A 14,657-nucleotide genomic window follows, 5' to 3' on the forward strand; every position below is an offset into this window, starting at 1 on the left:
CAGGAGGAAGTGGGATGTCCGTACAAGAGCTGGTCGTCCGGCGGGGGCGCCGGTCCGGGGTGACGACGATGGTCGCCGTGCATTCGCGAGTGCTCGGCCCGGCCGTCGGAGGCTGCCGGTTCAAGGTCTATCCGGAGCTGGGCGACGCGATCGACGACGTCCTGAGGCTGTCCGCGGCGATGACCCGCAAATGCGCCGTCGCGGGCCTGGACTTCGGCGGCGGCAAGAGCGTCGTCGCACTCGAACGGGTGCCGTCGCCGGAGCAACGGCGCGACATCCTGCTCGACCACGCCGACCTCATCGCGTCACTCGACGGGGCGTATCTCGCCGGTCCGGACGTCGGCACCGGCCCGGACGACATGCTCGTGCTGCGCGAGCGGACCCCGCACGCGTTCTGCGTGCCCGAAGAGCACGGCGGCACCGGCTCGTCCAGTGGTCCGACCGCGGTCGGGGTGCTAGCCGCACTGAGGGCAGGGGCGAAGACCGTCTTCGGCGATACCTCGATGCGAGGGCGCAAAGTGGTCATCAGCGGCTACGGCTCGGTCGGCGCGCATCTGGCCGCCGCACTGGTCGCGGAGGGCGCCGAGGTCACCGTGTCCGATGTGGACGAACAGCGGCTACTGGCCGCCGCGGGACTGGGGCTGCGCCGCGTCGCGCCGGACCAGGTGCTCGGTATCGAGGCCGACGTCCTGATCCCCGCAGCCGTCGGCGGGGTGTTCGGCCCCGCCGCCGAGGTCCGCGCGCCGCTCGTCGTCGGCCCGGCCAACAACCAGCTCACCGGCGACGCGGTGGCGGACGACCTCGCCGCCAGGGGTGTCCTGTGGATCCCGGATTTCGTCGCGAGTGCCGGGGGAGTCGTCTACACGCTCGGCAGGGAGAAGGAGAAGCTCACGCACGACGAGGCGCTCGCCCGCGTCGAGACCCTGGAGGAGACCACGCGAAGGATCCTCGACGCCGCTTCGGCCAACGGCACGACACCGTTGGCCGAAGCGAACGCACTGGCCGAAGCGAGACTCACTTCTGGTGCGGAGCCACGTACTCCTTCGCCTCGGGAGCCTCGAACAGCGGCTTGACGTAGCGGACCCCGCCCTCGGCCGACGCGTCCGGTGTCGCCGCGTACACCTGACGTGTCGCCGGGGTGCCCGCCTTCGAGAAGTCCAGCGCCGCCACCAGGTCCTCCGTGCTCGCCGACGTCGTCTGCTTCAGCGCCGCGGCGATGCCGTCCCGGGTGAGGTCCTTGTTCTCGCAGGCTTTCTTGAGCACCGCGCCCCACACTTCGCCGACCGCGTAGCCGTAGGGGATCCCGCCGTTCGGGGTCTCCTTGTACGCCGCCTTGTACTTCGCCGCGACGTCCTTGGCCTTGGGGAGGTCGGCGGAGAACGGGACACTGCTGGCGACGATCGTCAGTTTGTCCAGCGCGTTCGCCGCCGGGCTCTTCAACAGCACGGGATCGAACACCGGGTTGTTGCCGAGCACGGGCACGTTCAGCCCGAGCGCCTTGTTCGCAGCGAGCGCGGAACCGGTCTGGGCCGGCGTGGTGGTCAGGACGATCGCCTTGACGCCGTCACCCTTGAGCCCGGTGACGATGTTGGTCAGATCGTTGTCGGTGGAGGTGATCTTGACTTCCTTGACGGTCAGATTGTGCTTCTTGGCGTAGAACTGCGAGCCGCGCAGCCCGTTCTTGCCGTACTCGCCGTCGATGTAGACGTGCCCGATCGTGTCGCCGTCTTTCACCAGGCCTTGTTCCTGGAAATAGGAAAGACCGTCGATGATCTCCAGGTCGTACGTCGTCCCGACGATCATCACGTACGGGTTGTCGAGCAGTTCCGAAGACCACGACGCGGGTGCGGCGACGGTCTTGTCCGAGGCGATGTTCTGTTTCAGCGCGGCCACCACCGGTGAGCCGAGCAACTGCACGAACCCGAGCACCTTCGGCTCGATCTGCGGGTACAGCGTCTTCGCCGTGTCCGCCTTGTAGCCGTGGTCGACGGTCTCCAGTTTGACCTGGCGCCCGCACGCCCCGCCCGCGGCGTTGAAGTCCTTGGCCCACAGCTCGTTCCCCTGCGTGATGCCGAGCCCGAGGTTCTTGAAGACCCCGGTCTTGTCGGTCATCACGCCGAGGGTGATCTCCGAGGCCGTCACTCCTTTGCCCGCTTTGACGCCCGAACCGTCCGCCCCCGAGGACCCCGAGTCGCCCGCTTTCGTACTGCACGCCGAGAGGACGAGGATCGCCGCCAGCGCGACGGCCGGATACATGCGTTTCATTTTCCTTGCTCCTCCGGGAGATGAGGTTTCTTCGAGGGGGTGATGCGGCGGCCGATCGCGGCGAGCCCGCCTGGTTCGAAAAGCACCACGAGGATGATCGCGGCGCCGTAGACGAACGAGCTGACCAGGATCGGGGTCAGTGCGCCGTCCCCGGTTCCGGAGAACCAGCCGAGATCGGCGGAGTACAGCGAAAGCACCTGCGGCAGCCCGTTGACGATCAGCGCGCCCACCAGCGCGCCGGGCACCGAGCCGAGTCCCCCGATGATCACCATCGCCAGGAAGGCGATGGAGATGTTGATGCCGTACGTGCCGAATTCGCTTTCGTCGGGTTTGAGGATGTCGAACCACAGCACGGTCATCGCGCCCGCGAGACCCGCGTACGCCGAAGAGACCGCGAACGCGCCCGCCTTGGCCCTCGTGACGTTGACACCCATCACGGAAGCGGCGGCTTCGTTGTCCCGCACCGCCCGCCACGACCGGCCGATCCGGCTGGAGACCGCCGCCCGGGCGATCACGTACGCGAGCACCGTCAGCAGCAGGAACAGGTACCAGGTCCGTTCCGCCTGCCGGATCGGCACGCCCATCAGCGCGATTTCGGGGCCGTCGTTGGTGAACGGGAAGCCGAACAGGGAGAACGGCTGGGGCGTGCGCCCGGTCGACGTCCCGCCGGTCAGCGTCTCGGCCGACTGTCCCAAGTAGAGCCCCAGGAACACCAGCGACAGCGACGCGACGCCGAGGTAGATCCCGCGCAGCCGTCCGGAAACCGGGGCGAAGGCCAAGCCCAGCAACGCGGCGATGGCCACCGCGCCGGCCAGCGACAGGCCGGGGTCGAGGCCGAGCCCGAACACGCGCTCGTCTTCGGCCGGTCCGGAAAGGACGGTGTACCCGGTCGCGCCCGCCAGCAGGAAGAACGCGTGCGCCAGCGACAACTGCCCGGCCTGCCCGACCAGCAGGGTCAACCCGATCGCGCCGACCCCGCCGATCATCATGTACTGCCCGGCCTTCAGCCAGGCGGCGTCGAGATACAGCGGGATCGCCAGGAGGACGACGAGCAGCGCGATCCACAACAGGGCCTTGATCAGCCGGGTCCGATCGCGTTTCGCGGGCGGTGCCGGCGGAGCCGGGGCGGGGGATTTCACAGCGGTGTCAGACACGTGTGCTCTCCCTTGTCCCGAACAGCCCCGACGGCCGCACCACCAGGACCACGAGCATCACCAGGAAGACCGCGCTCTTGGAGAAGTCGAACGACACGTACTGCGCCGAAAGCGCCTCGACGAGGCCGACGACCAGCCCGCCCACCACCGCGCCCGCGGTCGAGTCCAGCCCGCCGAGGATGGCCGCGGGGAACGCCGCGAGCGCGATGGAGTGCGTGCCGCGGGACAGGCCCGCGCCCGAGAAGTCCTGGGTGGCGATGAACAGCACCGCGACCCCGGCGAGCACGCCTGCCACCACCCACGCGGTCGCCGTCACCCGGGAACTGCGGATCCCCATCAGCGCGGCGGCCTCGCGGTTCTCGGCCTGCGCCCGCATCGCGACACCCCAGTTCGAGTACTTGAACGCGAGGGTGAACGCGGTGATCAGCACGGCCGCGACGAGCAGCGCGACCAGATGCGTGCGGAACAGGGTGATCCCGCCGATCTGGAACGGCTGCGCGTCCCAGGCGTCGCCGAGGAACGGCAAGGTGACGCCGAGCCGTCGCACGATCTCCTCGGTGATGATCACGTCGACGCCGATGGTCAGCAGCGCCAGGCTGTTCGCGTCCGCGTGCCGCGAGCGGGACAGCAGTAACCGTTCCAGCAGGAGGGCGAGCAGCCCGGCCGAGACGATGCCGACCAGGGAAGCACCCGCCCAGCCGAGCGATTCGCGGGTCACGACGACCAGGTAGCCGCCGAAGAGCACAAGTGAGCCGTGCGCGAAGTTGACCACCTCGGTCGCTTTGAAGATGATCACGAAACCCAGCGCCAGCAACGCGAACACCGCGCCCTTGCCGAGTCCGTTCACCACGAGTTGCAGGAAAGTGTTCACGCCGTGGCCTCCGTGCCGAGGTATGCCCTGATCACGTCCGGATCCGACTGGACCTCGGCGGGGGTGCCGTCGGCGATCCGCCTGCCGAAGTCCAGGACGGTGACCCGGTCCGCGATGCCCATCACCAGCCCCATGTCGTGCTCCACGAGCAGGATCGAGATGCCGAGCGCGTCGCGGACGTCGCGGATCGTCCCGGCCAGCTCGGCGGTCTCGGTCGCGTTCATCCCGGCCGCGGGTTCGTCGAGCAGCAGCAGGACCGGTTCGACGGCGAGCGCGCGGGCGAGGTCGACGCGTTTCACCGCTCCGTACGGCAGCGCCCCGACCGGGAGGTCGACGAGCGCGCCGATCCCGAGGAAGTCGCAGATCTCCTTGGCCCGCGCGGAATGCCGCCGTTCGGCCCGGGTCGTCCACGGCAGCCGGAGACCGCAGGCGAGGAATCCGCCCTTGGTCAGGGCGTGCCGTCCGAGCATGACGTTGTCGAGCACGGTCGAGCCGGGGGAGAGGGCGGCGTTCTGGAACGACCGGCCGACGCCGAGCCCGGCCAGCCGATGCGGCGCGAGTCCGGAAAGGACGGTGTCACCGAGCCGGACGCTGCCCGCGTTCGCCCGGTAGAGGCCGCTGATCACGTTGAAGCAACTGGACTTCCCGGCACCGTTCGGGCCGATGAGCGCGTGCAGTGAACCGGAGGCGACGGTGAAGGAGACGTCGTCCAGCGCCCGGATCCCGCCGAAGCGCAGGGTCACGTTCGTGACGTGCAACTCGGGCGGCGTCATCCGGCCCACCTCGACAGGCTCCGGCCCGCGAGATGCTCGCGGGCGTCCGCGGCCTCGGCTTCGGCGGTGGCCTGCGATTCGGCGTGGCCGCCGAGGTAGAGCCGCTGGACGTCCTCGCTCGCGGTGAGTTCGGCCGTCGTCCCGGCCAGCGCGACCCGGCCCACTTCGAGGACGATCGCGTGGTCGGCCACGCGCAACGCCATCACCGCGTTCTGCTCGACCAGCACCACGGCGGTGCCCTGATCGTGGATCTCGCGGATGATGGCGCCGATCCGCTCGACGATCTTCGGCGCGAGGCCGAGCGACGGTTCGTCGAGCAGCAGCAGTCGCGGGCCGGACATCAGCGCGCGGCCGATCGCGAGCATCTGCTGCTCACCGCCGGAAAGCAGGCCCGCGCGTTGTTTGGCCCGTTCGGACAGGACCGGGAAGAGTTCGTCGACGCGTTTCCTCGCGGCCGCGCGCTGCCCGGGGGAGCGGGCGCCGATCCCGCCCGCGCGGAGGTTCTCCTCGACGGTCATCCGCGCGAAGACCTGACGGCCTTCGGGGACCCCGACGACGCCGAGCCCGACGATGCGGGCCGGATCGAGCCTGGTCAGCGACTTGCCGTCGTACCGGACCTCGCCGGCGGAAATCGAGCCACGGTGCATGCGGAGGGTGCCGGAGATGGTCCGCAGCAGGGTCGATTTCCCGGCGCCGTTGCTGCCCAGGACGGCCAGTACTCCATCAGGTGAAACATCGAGGTCGACCCCGTGCAGTGCGGCCACCGATCGGCCGTACCGCACCTGAAGATCACGGACACTCAGCAAGCCGCCTCCTCCGTCCGTGTGACGCGAGTCACGATCGGTGGCGGTCATCCTGCGTGGGCACCCTGCCGCGCGTTACCCCCACCTGGAGACCCACACGGCTACAAAACGGACACAACGCAATTCGTCCTCTAGTTGCGGTAGTTGGTAGCGCGAACTACCGCAACTAGAGGACGAAACGCGTCAGAGGAGGCCGGCTTCGGAGGCCTTGCCGATGGCTTCGACGCGGTTGCGGGCGCCGAGTTTGTGCAGCGCGGACTGCAGGTACGTCTTCACCGTGTTCCGCGCCAGCCCGGTCGATTCCGCGATCTCCGGATTCGTCTGTCCCTGCGCGGCCAGCCGCAGGACCTCGTACTCGCGCCGCGTCAGGCCGCTGCGGGCCAGCGCGTCGGACCGCTGGCCGTCGTCGGGGAAGATGCGCGGATCGACGACCCGATCACCCTTCAGCACCTGCCGCAACGCGGCCACCAGATCAGTCCCGGCGACGTCCTTGAGCAGGCAGCCGTGCGCCCCGGAGTCCAGCGCGGCCCGCACGCCCTGATGGTCGCCGTGCGCGGTGAACACCACGATCCGCCCGGCCGGGTGCACGCGCCGGAGTTCGGCGATGACCTCGGGCGCGAGCATGTCCGGCAGCCGCAGGTCCAGCAGGATCAACACCGGTTTCAGCTCGCCCGCCCGCTGGATCGCGGCCCGGCCGGTCTCGGCCGAACCGACCACGGTCATCGCCGGGTCGTAGCGCAGCAGCAGGCTCACCCCGTCGCGGACCACCGGATGGTCGTCCACGACGAGCACGGTCACCGGCGACGGCACGGTTCCGGCACCCAAGCGCGCAGTGTGCACCCGTCGTCCTCGTCGTGGACCAGGCTGACCCGGCCGCCGAGCCGCGCGGCGCGTTCCGCCAGCGCGCGCAGGCCCATCCCGGTCCCGGGTGCCGGTTCGTCACCACGATGACCGGTCCCGTCGTCGGCGACGACCACCTGCACGCCGTCTTCGCTGGGCAGCAGGCTGACCACGACCGACAGCGCGTCGGCGTGTTTCTCGACGTTGAGCAGGCCCTCCCGGACGGCCGCGACCAGCAGTCCGGTGCGTTCGGCGTCGAGCCTCGGTACCGGCGCGAGCTGGACGAACCGCGCCGGGACGCCGCAGCGGGCCTGGAACGAGCGGCAGTGCTCGGCCAGTTCCACCGGCAGCGCGCGTTCCGGACTCGACTCCGACAACGCCAGCAGCGACTCGCGCAGTGCCCGCGACGCGGCCGACACGTCGCCTTCCAGCCGCCGCAGCCGCGATTCGAGCGCCGGGTTGTCACTGATGTCCTCGTGCAGGTTCCGGACCTGGACACCGATGGAGAACAGCAGCGCCCCGACCGAATCGTGCAGCGCGCTCTGCATGCGGAGCCGCTCGGCGGACAACGCCGTTTCGCGGTCGGCCTCGGCGACCGACGCCAGTTTCAGCGCCCGGCCCGCCTCTCCGGCGATCTCTTCGAGGGACCGGATGGCGTCGTCGCCGAAGTCGCGCGGCTCGCGCATGGCGGCGTACGCGATGGCGACGGTCTCGGTCCCGCTGACGATCGGGACGGCGATCATCGCGGCGAGGCCCTCGCCACGGACCTGCGCGTCGAACTGGTGGGTGATGCTCGCCGAGCTGACGTAGTCGTTCACCCGCACCGGCCTGCCCAGCGCCAGCACGCGCCCGCCGATGCCCTGGCCGATCGGCACGGCGAGGTCCTGCAACGCGTCCGTGCGGGTGCCCGACATCCAGCGGATCACCGCCTGTTCTGGCCCGGCCAGCTCGGCGACGAAACCGGAATGAGTGCCGATCGACTCGCGGATCAGCCGGGCGGTGCCGTTGAGCGCCGCGACCCTGTCGAGGGTGGCGAGCAGCGCTTCGCGTTCGCGCAGAAGCCCGCCGAGCACCGCGCTGTGCTCGGCGGCGAGTTCCGTCGCGACCTGGCGTTTCGCCGTCACGCGCTCACGATCGCACACCGGACGTGGTTTCCGACACACCCGTCCGGAGAGGTTCGCCGATGCGTTCTCGCCCCCGGTTGTCTTGAATGGACTCCGTGGAGATCCTGGCCGACGCCGCGACACTGGCTCTGTACACGACCGACGCCTCCAACTACCGGCACGTGCCCCAGGGCGTGGTGCTGCCGCGGAGCGTCGACGAAGTGATCGCGGCCGTCGCCGCCTGCCGGCAGGCCGGGCTGCCGGTGATCGCCAGAGGCGGCGGAACCAGCGTCGCGGGCAACTCGTGCGGGCCGGGCGTCGTGATCGACCTGTCGCGTCACCTCAGCGGAGTCCTCGACCTCGATCCCGGGGCGCGGACGGCGCGAGTGGCGCCCGGGACCGTCCTCGACGACCTCCAAGCGCTCGCCGCGCCGCACGGGCTCCGCTTCGGCCCCGATCCGTCGACGCATTCGCGCTGCACGATCGGCGGGATGATCGGCAACAACGCCTGCGGTTCGCATTCGGTCGCCTACGGGCGCACGGTCGACGTCGTCCGTGAACTGGACGTGCTGCTCTACGACGGCACCCGGCTGACCGTCGGGCCCACCTCACCGTCCGAAGTGGACGAGCGAGCGGCCAGACCCGGTACGGAAGGCCGGGTCTTCTCGGAGTTGCGCGCGCTCGTCCAGGACAACCTGGCCTTGCTGCGCACCGAACTGTCCTCGTTCAGCAGGCGGGTGTCCGGGTACGGGCTGGAACACCTGTTGCCGGAGAACGGTTTCGACGTCGCCAAGGCGCTGGTCGGCAGCGAGGGCACCTGCGTCACCGTGCTGGGGGCGACGGTCTCCCTCGCCGAGGTGCCGAAACGCAAGGTCCTCGCGGTGCTCGGCTTCGAGTCCGACATCGCCGCGGCCGACGCGGTCCCGGCGATCCTGCCGTGGTCGCCGCTGACCGTGGAAGGGGTCGACGCGGACCTCGTCGCACTGCTGGAGCCTGGCCGCGCGGATGGACTCCCGCCGGGCGGTGCCTGGTTGTTCGTCGAGATGGAAGACCCGGACAAGGCGCGCGACCTGATCGCCGGACTGCGGAGCGCGTTGACCGGATCCGCGCTGCTGGACGACGCGGCCGCGCAGAAGCGGCTGTGGCGCATCCGGGAGGAGGGCGCCGGTCTCGCGACGCGGCTTGCCGGTGGCGAGGAAGCCTGGCCAGGCTGGGAAGACGCCGCCGTCCCGCCCGCGCGGTTGGGCGCCTACTTGCGCGAGTTCAAGGACCTCATGCGGAAGCACGGCCGCAAGAGCGTCGTCTACGGCCACTACGGCGAGGGCTGCCTGCATCTGCGGCTGGACTTCGATCTCCTTTCCCCGCAAGGGATCGCCGGGTTCCGGTCGTTCCTCGAAGAGGCGGCCGACCTGGTCGCCGCGCACGGCGGCTCGCTGTCCGGCGAACACGGCGACGGCCAGGCCCGCTCGGAACTGCTGTCCCGGATGTACAGCCCCGAGATCCTCGCGCTTTTCGCGCGGTTCAAGGGGATCTTCGATCCGGCGGGCAGGATGAACCCCGGCATCCTCGTCGATCCGAGGCCGGTCGACGCCGATCTCCGGGTCCGCCGGGCACCGCTCGAGCTGGAGGACGTCACCGCGCTCGCGTACCCGGAAGATGAGGGGAGCTTCGGGCAGGCGATGCGGCGTTGCGTCGGCGTCGGGAAATGCCGCAACACCACCGGAGCGGGTGTGATGTGCCCGAGCTATCGCGCCACCCGCGAGGAAAAGCACTCGACCCGCGGTCGCGCGCATCTGCTCGCCGAGATGGTCAACGGCGAGCTGATCACCGACGGCTGGCGTTCGGAAGAGGTCGCCGAGGCGCTGGATCTCTGCCTTTCGTGCAAGGGCTGTCTCTCCGATTGCCCGGTCGATGTCGACATGGCGACCTACAAGGCGGAATTCCTGCACCAGCACCACAAGGGGCGGCTGCGCCCGGCGTCGCACTACTCCATGGGCTGGCTCCCGGTGTGGCTGCGCGCGGCCTCGCTGGCGCCGCGGTTGGCGAACACGATGTCGCGCCGGTTCTCCGGCCTGCTGAAGAAATTCGGCGGGATCGCGCCGGAACGCGATCTGCCGACGTTCGCCCGGACGCCGTTCACGCGACGCCGCGACGACCTCAAACGCTGGGCGACCGGCCCACGGCGCGTGGTGCTGTGGCCCGACTCCTTCAACAACTACCTCACGCCGGACGTCCTCGACGCCGCGACCGAGGTGCTCACCGCGGCGGGCTACGACGTCGTCCTGCCCGATCGTGGCGTCTGCTGTGGCCTCACGTGGGTGTCCACCGGGCAGCTCGACGTGGCGAAGAACGTGCTGCGCCGCACGCTTTCCGTCCTCGAGCCGTACCTGCGGTCGGGGTATCAGGTGGCGGGGCTGGAGCCGAGTTGCACGGCTCTCTTCCGCGGTGACCTGGAGGCGCTCCTGCCCGGTGACCCGGTGGCGAAACTGCTCGCCGCGCAGACCCGCACCTTCGCCGAACTCGTCGAAGACTCACCGCTGGAATTCCGTTCGCTGGATGTCGAAGCGCTCAGCCAGGTCCACTGCCACCAGCACGCTGTGCTCGGCTTCGGCGCCGACGAGGCCGCGATGCGCGCGGCGGGTATCCACAATTCCACAATGGACTCCGGCTGCTGTGGACTGGCGGGCAACTTCGGCTTCGAACGCGGCCACTACGACGTTTCCGTCGCCTGCGCCGAAGACCGCATGCTGCCCGCGATCCGCGCCGCGGCCGAGGGCACCGAAGTGGTCGCGGACGGGTTCAGCTGCCGGACGCAGATCGAGCAACTCGACGGGCGCAAGGCCGTGCACCTGGCGGAGCTGCTACGACGTGCGTTGCCCTAGTGCGTCGCGTTCGGCGTACTTCTTCAACGTCAGCAACTGTTTCCGCATCATGATCAGGTCGCCCCAGCCGAGCAGGAACTCCTTGAGGCGGCCGCGGAAACCCTGAGAGGTCACGGCGATGCGGCACAGCATCCGGCACGATCGGTCATCGATCGGCTCGACCGAGTAGGTGGCGGCCACCGGGCCGAACAGGTTCTCGGACTTGGCGAAAGTGCGGCCGGTGAGGCTGTGCCCCCGCTCCACCTCGGTCAGTTCGAACACGATCAGCGTGTCGCCGGGAGCGAGCTCGTCGGCGCCGGGAGTGAGGGTGCGCGGACTGCGCTTGCCCAGGTTGTCGAGCAGGTCGTAGCTGTAGGGCGCGACCGAGATCTGGCAGAGCCAGCGGTAGGCGAGCGCGGCGGGCGCGTGCACGGTGACGGCGCGGTCGAAGAGCGCGACGGGGCCGTCGAGCAGGGTGTCCGCCGGCTGCGCGCGGCGGCGTTCGTCCGGGGTCGCGCCCCAGTTCGCGGGTGATCCGAAAGGCATGGCCGCCTCCGTACGGTGCCGTATGTTTTTCCGTACGGTAGCGTATGCAAGGTGGCCGGGAAACGGAAGCTCGCCCGTGAAGATTGGGCCGACGCGGCGCTCGAAGCGCTGTGTGAGGGCGGGGTCGCCGCGATCGCCGTCGAGCCCATCGCCGCGAAGCTCGGGACGACGAAAGGCAGTTTCTACTGGCATTTCGCGAACCGGGACGCCCTGGTCGAAGCCGCCGTGCGCCGCTGGGTCGAGCAGGACACCGAGGCGCTGATCACTCTCCTGGACGGGATTTCGGATCCGGTGCGACGGCTGCGCGAACTCTTCGAGCTCGTCTTCGGGGCGAAGGACGAAGAACGGGCCGAGCTGGCCCTGCTCGCCCACGCCGGCGACCCGGTGATCGGCCCGCTGCTCGCCGAGGTCACCGCGAGGCGCGTCGAGTTCATCGTCCGGTGCTTCCGGGAGATGGACTGCCCCGAAGCCGAGGCACGGCATCGCGGCCTGCTCGCCTACACGGCTTTCATCGGGTTGATCCAGGCGCAGCGGGCGAGTGGCGGGACGCTGCTGTCCTCGGCCGAGCGACCGGATTACCTGGAGTTCCTGCGCGGGATTATCACGCGGTGAGAAGGATCTTCGGCTCTTCGGGCGGGTGATCGGCCGGAGACTTCCGGCGGTGCTTCGCGCCACTCATCATCGGCCCATGACAGCCACGTATCCCGCGGCCAAGAACCACGCCGCGACCCCGATGGGGGAGATTTACGCGGAGTATCCGCCGATGTCCCGGGTCGTCTTCCCCAGCGGTTGCGAAGGCTGGCTGGTGACCCGGTACGAAGACGTCCGCCTGATCTTTTCGGACACCCGGTTCTCCCGGAATCTGCTCGCGCCCGGCGCGCCGTGTCTCATCGAGCCGGGTGATTTCTCCACCGGTGACCACAGCATCCTGAACATGGACCCGCCGGATCACACGCGGCTGCGGAAGCTGTCGGCACCGGCCTTCACCGTCCGCCGGATCGCCGGGCTGCGGCCACGGATCCAGGAGATCGCCGACGGCCTCCTGCACGCGATGATCCAGCACGGTCCTCCGGTGGATCTCGTGGAGATGTTCGCCTTCCCCCTGCCCACCGCGGTCATGTGCGAGATCCTCGGCGTCCCGTTCGAAGGCAAGGAACGGTTCCGCCAGTGGTCGCGGGTGATCGTCACGCCGATGGCGTACACGCCGGCGGAAGTGGCACAGGCGCGGCGTGACGGTGCGGACGACATGACAGCCCTCGTCGCCGTCAAACGGGCGAAGCCGGGCGAGGACTTGCTGAGCGTTCTCGTGCACACTCGCGACGAGGACGGTGACCGGTTCACCGAGGCCGAGTTGATCGACCTGGCCACCCAGCTTTTGCTGGCCGGGCACGAGACCACGGTCAGCCTGATCGCGACCGGGATCGTGCTGCTGTCGCAGAATCCGGATCAGCTCGCCGCGCTGCGCTCGGATCCCGGCCTGACGGCGGGGGCCATCGAGGAGATCATGCGGTTCGACGGGCCGGCCGACGCGTCGCTGCTCCGGGTCGCGCTGGAGGACGTCGAACTGAGTGGCGGCCTGGTCCGGCGCGGTGAGGCCGTGCTGGCGCACACCGGCGCGGCGAACCGTGACGAGTCCGCTTTCCCCGGCGCTTCGCGGTTCGACATCCGTCGCCGGAACGCGCCGCAACTCGGCTTCGGACACGGACTGCACTTCTGCCTCGGCGCGGCACTCGCCCGGCTCGAAGGGGAGATCGCGTTCCGGACGCTGCTCGACGGCCTGCCCGGACTGGATCTCGCCGTGCCGCTCTCGGAAATCGCTTGGCGGCCGCCGCTTTCGCTCCGCGGTCCCGAGGCCGTGCCGGTGACCTGGACTACCACCAAGCGCGGCTGAGGCTCCCCAGCGTCGGTTCTTCCGGGGCCGGGAGAACCTTGAGGTACCACGTAAAATTGCTGTAGACGTGCAAAAGCGCGTACGCGAGGCAGCGGCGCGAGAACCCCTCGTCGGGTTCCGCGCCGTACCCGGCGAGCAAGCGCCGCAGGAAGTCCTTGTCACCGCCGGAAACGAACAGGCCGACGGCGACGAAGTCGTACTCGGCCGCGCCGCGCATCGCCGGTTCGAAATCGAAGAGCCCGGTCAGTCGCGGGCGTTCGCCGTCGTGGGCGACCATGACGTGGTCGCGCATGAACTCGGTGTGCAGCGGGACGACAGGAGGCGAGCCCAGCTCGACGGAATCGAGGAACGCCGGGATCTGCGCGATCCAGGCCTCGTCGAGGCCGGTCCGGCGGTGGTGCTCGACGGCGTTCGCGCGCTGACCGTCGACGAACGCGGCCCAGTCCGGCGGATCCAGCGCGTCCAACCGCGGGTCGCGCAGGGAATGCAAGGCGGACAGGGCCTCGCCGAGTTCGGGAGCGAGCCGGTGTTTGTCCTCTGTGGACAGTTTCGGCCAGGCGTCCTTGAGCGTTTCACCGCGCAGGCGTTCCATGAGCACGTAACCCCAGCCGTCCCGCTCGCCGACGTCGTGCACGGCGGGCGTCGGGATCGGCAGCTTCCCGTGCAGGACTTCGAGCATCGTCCGCTCGGTGGGGAGTTCGTCTAGGTGCACCGGCGGGAACAGTTTGAGGACCAGGTCTTCGCCGACGGCGTAGACTGGCAGCGAGCCCTCGGTGAACGGGACGGCTTCGCCCAGACCGAGCGATCCGGTCAGTGACGTCACAGCCGGAAGAAGGTCCTGCCTGGTCAAGCCGTCGAACTCGGCTTCGGTGCCGGCGGGCGGGAACGGGATCACGCGACCGACCGTAGAACAGCGGGCCGCGGATGGCGACGTGATTACCCGCTGCGCTCCAGCAGCGTCCGGGCCGCGCCGAGGACGAGGCGGCAGACGTCGTCGGGATCCGCGCTGGCCAGGGGTTCCTTGCCGGTGATCTCGCGGACCAGGCCGATCCCGAGCAGCCAGGCCAGGATGAGGTCGGCCCGCAGATCCGCGTCGTCGGCGTCGGTCAGCGTGGCGAGCACCTTCGCGTACTCCTCGCCGAGCTGCCGCCGGACGGCGCCCGCCGCGCTGTCGTGCCCCGTCGAGCGCAGGTAGGCGTCGAGGGTGCGATCGCGGCCGGTGTCGGACTCCAGCATGCTGCGCAACACCGTCCCGAGCAGTTCGTCCGGCGGTGTGGTGGCGATCTGCTCGCGTCCGCCGCGCGCCAGGACCTCTTCGAAGAGCGCGTCCTTCGACCCGAAGTAGCGGAACAGCAGCGCTTGATTGGCTCCGGCGAGCTTCGCGATGTCCCGCACGGTCGTCCGGTCGAAACCGCGCTCGGCGAACAGCGCCGCCGCCGCGTCGAGCAGGGCCGCCTTCGTCGCGGCCGCGTCGCGCTTGCGGACCTGCGGTTCTTCCGTCATCGGGCACAGGCTAGCCGGACGTCGCACGGTAGGCGCATTGACGCTCA

14 protein-coding genes are annotated in these 14,657 nt (G+C 69.7%); 4 read left to right on the forward strand and 10 right to left on the reverse strand.

The features are described 5' to 3' along the window. Positions 1-14 precede the first annotated feature (14 nt). Positions 15-1,073 (forward strand): Glu/Leu/Phe/Val dehydrogenase dimerization domain-containing protein, encoded by a 1,059-nt coding sequence (locus ACZ5IK_RS21660; protein WP_465489282.1) that lies wholly within the window; start codon positions 15-17, stop codon positions 1,071-1,073. Here ACZ5IK_RS21660 and ACZ5IK_RS21665 read toward each other — a convergent pair. The 7 genes from ACZ5IK_RS21665 to ACZ5IK_RS21695 form a co-directional block, all read right to left on the reverse strand. After that, positions 1,015-2,265 (reverse strand): ABC transporter substrate-binding protein, encoded by a 1,251-nt coding sequence (locus ACZ5IK_RS21665; RefSeq protein ID WP_465489283.1) that lies wholly within the window; start codon positions 2,263-2,265, stop codon positions 1,015-1,017. The genes ACZ5IK_RS21660 and ACZ5IK_RS21665 overlap by 59 nt on opposite strands. Beyond that, entirely contained in the window at positions 2,262-3,419 is a 1,158-nt protein-coding gene (locus ACZ5IK_RS21670) for a branched-chain amino acid ABC transporter permease (protein WP_465489284.1), read from the reverse strand. The genes ACZ5IK_RS21665 and ACZ5IK_RS21670 overlap by 4 nt, the downstream gene beginning before the upstream one ends. Continuing rightward, positions 3,412-4,290, reverse strand: coding sequence for a branched-chain amino acid ABC transporter permease (locus ACZ5IK_RS21675; protein ID WP_101605764.1), 879 nt, complete (start codon positions 4,288-4,290; stop codon positions 3,412-3,414). The genes ACZ5IK_RS21670 and ACZ5IK_RS21675 overlap by 8 nt, the downstream gene beginning before the upstream one ends. Continuing rightward, positions 4,287-5,063 (reverse strand): ABC transporter ATP-binding protein, encoded by a 777-nt coding sequence (locus ACZ5IK_RS21680; protein ID WP_410603965.1) that lies wholly within the window; start codon positions 5,061-5,063, stop codon positions 4,287-4,289. The genes ACZ5IK_RS21675 and ACZ5IK_RS21680 overlap by 4 nt, the downstream gene beginning before the upstream one ends. Beyond that, positions 5,060-5,869: an ABC transporter ATP-binding protein gene (locus ACZ5IK_RS21685; protein ID WP_465489285.1), complete on the reverse strand. Its 810-nt coding sequence runs from the start codon at positions 5,867-5,869 to the stop codon at positions 5,060-5,062. Before ACZ5IK_RS21685 ends, ACZ5IK_RS21680 begins: the two co-directional genes overlap by 4 nt. Before the next feature lie 180 nt (positions 5,870-6,049). Further along, positions 6,050-6,691, reverse strand: coding sequence for a response regulator (locus ACZ5IK_RS21690; RefSeq protein ID WP_174720380.1), 642 nt, complete (start codon positions 6,689-6,691; stop codon positions 6,050-6,052). After that, complete coding sequence (locus tag ACZ5IK_RS21695; RefSeq protein WP_465489286.1) at positions 6,661-7,830, reverse strand: GAF domain-containing sensor histidine kinase; 1,170 nt, start codon at positions 7,828-7,830, stop codon at positions 6,661-6,663. Before ACZ5IK_RS21695 ends, ACZ5IK_RS21690 begins: the two co-directional genes overlap by 31 nt. Before the next feature lie 86 nt (positions 7,831-7,916). Between ACZ5IK_RS21695 and ACZ5IK_RS21700 the strand changes: the two genes are divergently transcribed. Beyond that, entirely contained in the window at positions 7,917-10,691 is a 2,775-nt protein-coding gene (locus ACZ5IK_RS21700) for an FAD-binding and (Fe-S)-binding domain-containing protein (protein ID WP_465489287.1), read from the forward strand. Here ACZ5IK_RS21700 and ACZ5IK_RS21705 read toward each other — a convergent pair. Next, positions 10,671-11,216, reverse strand: coding sequence for an SRPBCC family protein (locus ACZ5IK_RS21705; protein ID WP_465489288.1), 546 nt, complete (start codon positions 11,214-11,216; stop codon positions 10,671-10,673). The two genes, ACZ5IK_RS21700 and ACZ5IK_RS21705, sit on opposite strands and share 21 nt — an antisense overlap. Before the next feature lie 51 nt (positions 11,217-11,267). On the opposite strand from ACZ5IK_RS21705, the gene ACZ5IK_RS21710 reads away from it, so the two are divergent. Further along, positions 11,268-11,828 (forward strand): TetR/AcrR family transcriptional regulator, encoded by a 561-nt coding sequence (locus ACZ5IK_RS21710; RefSeq protein ID WP_465489289.1) that lies wholly within the window; start codon positions 11,268-11,270, stop codon positions 11,826-11,828. 76 nt (positions 11,829-11,904) lie between these two features. Continuing rightward, positions 11,905-13,107 (forward strand): cytochrome P450, encoded by a 1,203-nt coding sequence (locus tag ACZ5IK_RS21715; protein ID WP_465489290.1) that lies wholly within the window; start codon positions 11,905-11,907, stop codon positions 13,105-13,107. On the opposite strand, the gene ACZ5IK_RS21720 is transcribed toward ACZ5IK_RS21715, so the two are convergent. Together ACZ5IK_RS21720 and ACZ5IK_RS21725 are read right to left on the reverse strand one after the other, a co-directional pair. Then, positions 13,088-14,002, reverse strand: a complete 915-nt coding sequence (locus tag ACZ5IK_RS21720) for a phosphotransferase family protein (RefSeq protein WP_465489291.1) — start codon at positions 14,000-14,002, stop codon at positions 13,088-13,090. The two genes, ACZ5IK_RS21715 and ACZ5IK_RS21720, sit on opposite strands and share 20 nt — an antisense overlap. Before the next feature lie 41 nt (positions 14,003-14,043). Beyond that, positions 14,044-14,610, reverse strand: coding sequence for a TetR/AcrR family transcriptional regulator (locus ACZ5IK_RS21725; RefSeq protein ID WP_465489292.1), 567 nt, complete (start codon positions 14,608-14,610; stop codon positions 14,044-14,046). Positions 14,611-14,657: the final 47 nt, after the last annotated feature.

The sequence above is a fragment of the Amycolatopsis sp. NPDC031561 genome, assembly GCF_055580625.1.

Excerpts from the sequence above, each read along its gene's own strand:
- ACZ5IK_RS21660 (WP_465489282.1), top strand. The coding sequence starts at position 15 with ATGTCCGTACAAGAGCTGGTCGTCCGGCGGGGGCGCCGGTCCGGGGTG.
- ACZ5IK_RS21665 (WP_465489283.1), bottom strand. The coding sequence starts at position 2,265 with ATGAAACGCATGTATCCGGCCGTCGCGCTGGCGGCGATCCTCGTCCTC.
- ACZ5IK_RS21680 (WP_410603965.1), bottom strand. The coding sequence starts at position 5,063 with ATGACGCCGCCCGAGTTGCACGTCACGAACGTGACCCTGCGCTTCGGC.
- ACZ5IK_RS21700 (WP_465489287.1), top strand. The coding sequence starts at position 7,917 with ATGGACTCCGTGGAGATCCTGGCCGACGCCGCGACACTGGCTCTGTAC.
- ACZ5IK_RS21705 (WP_465489288.1), bottom strand. The coding sequence starts at position 11,216 with ATGCCTTTCGGATCACCCGCGAACTGGGGCGCGACCCCGGACGAACGC.
- ACZ5IK_RS21715 (WP_465489290.1), top strand. The coding sequence starts at position 11,905 with ATGACAGCCACGTATCCCGCGGCCAAGAACCACGCCGCGACCCCGATG.
- ACZ5IK_RS21725 (WP_465489292.1), bottom strand. The coding sequence starts at position 14,610 with ATGACGGAAGAACCGCAGGTCCGCAAGCGCGACGCGGCCGCGACGAAG.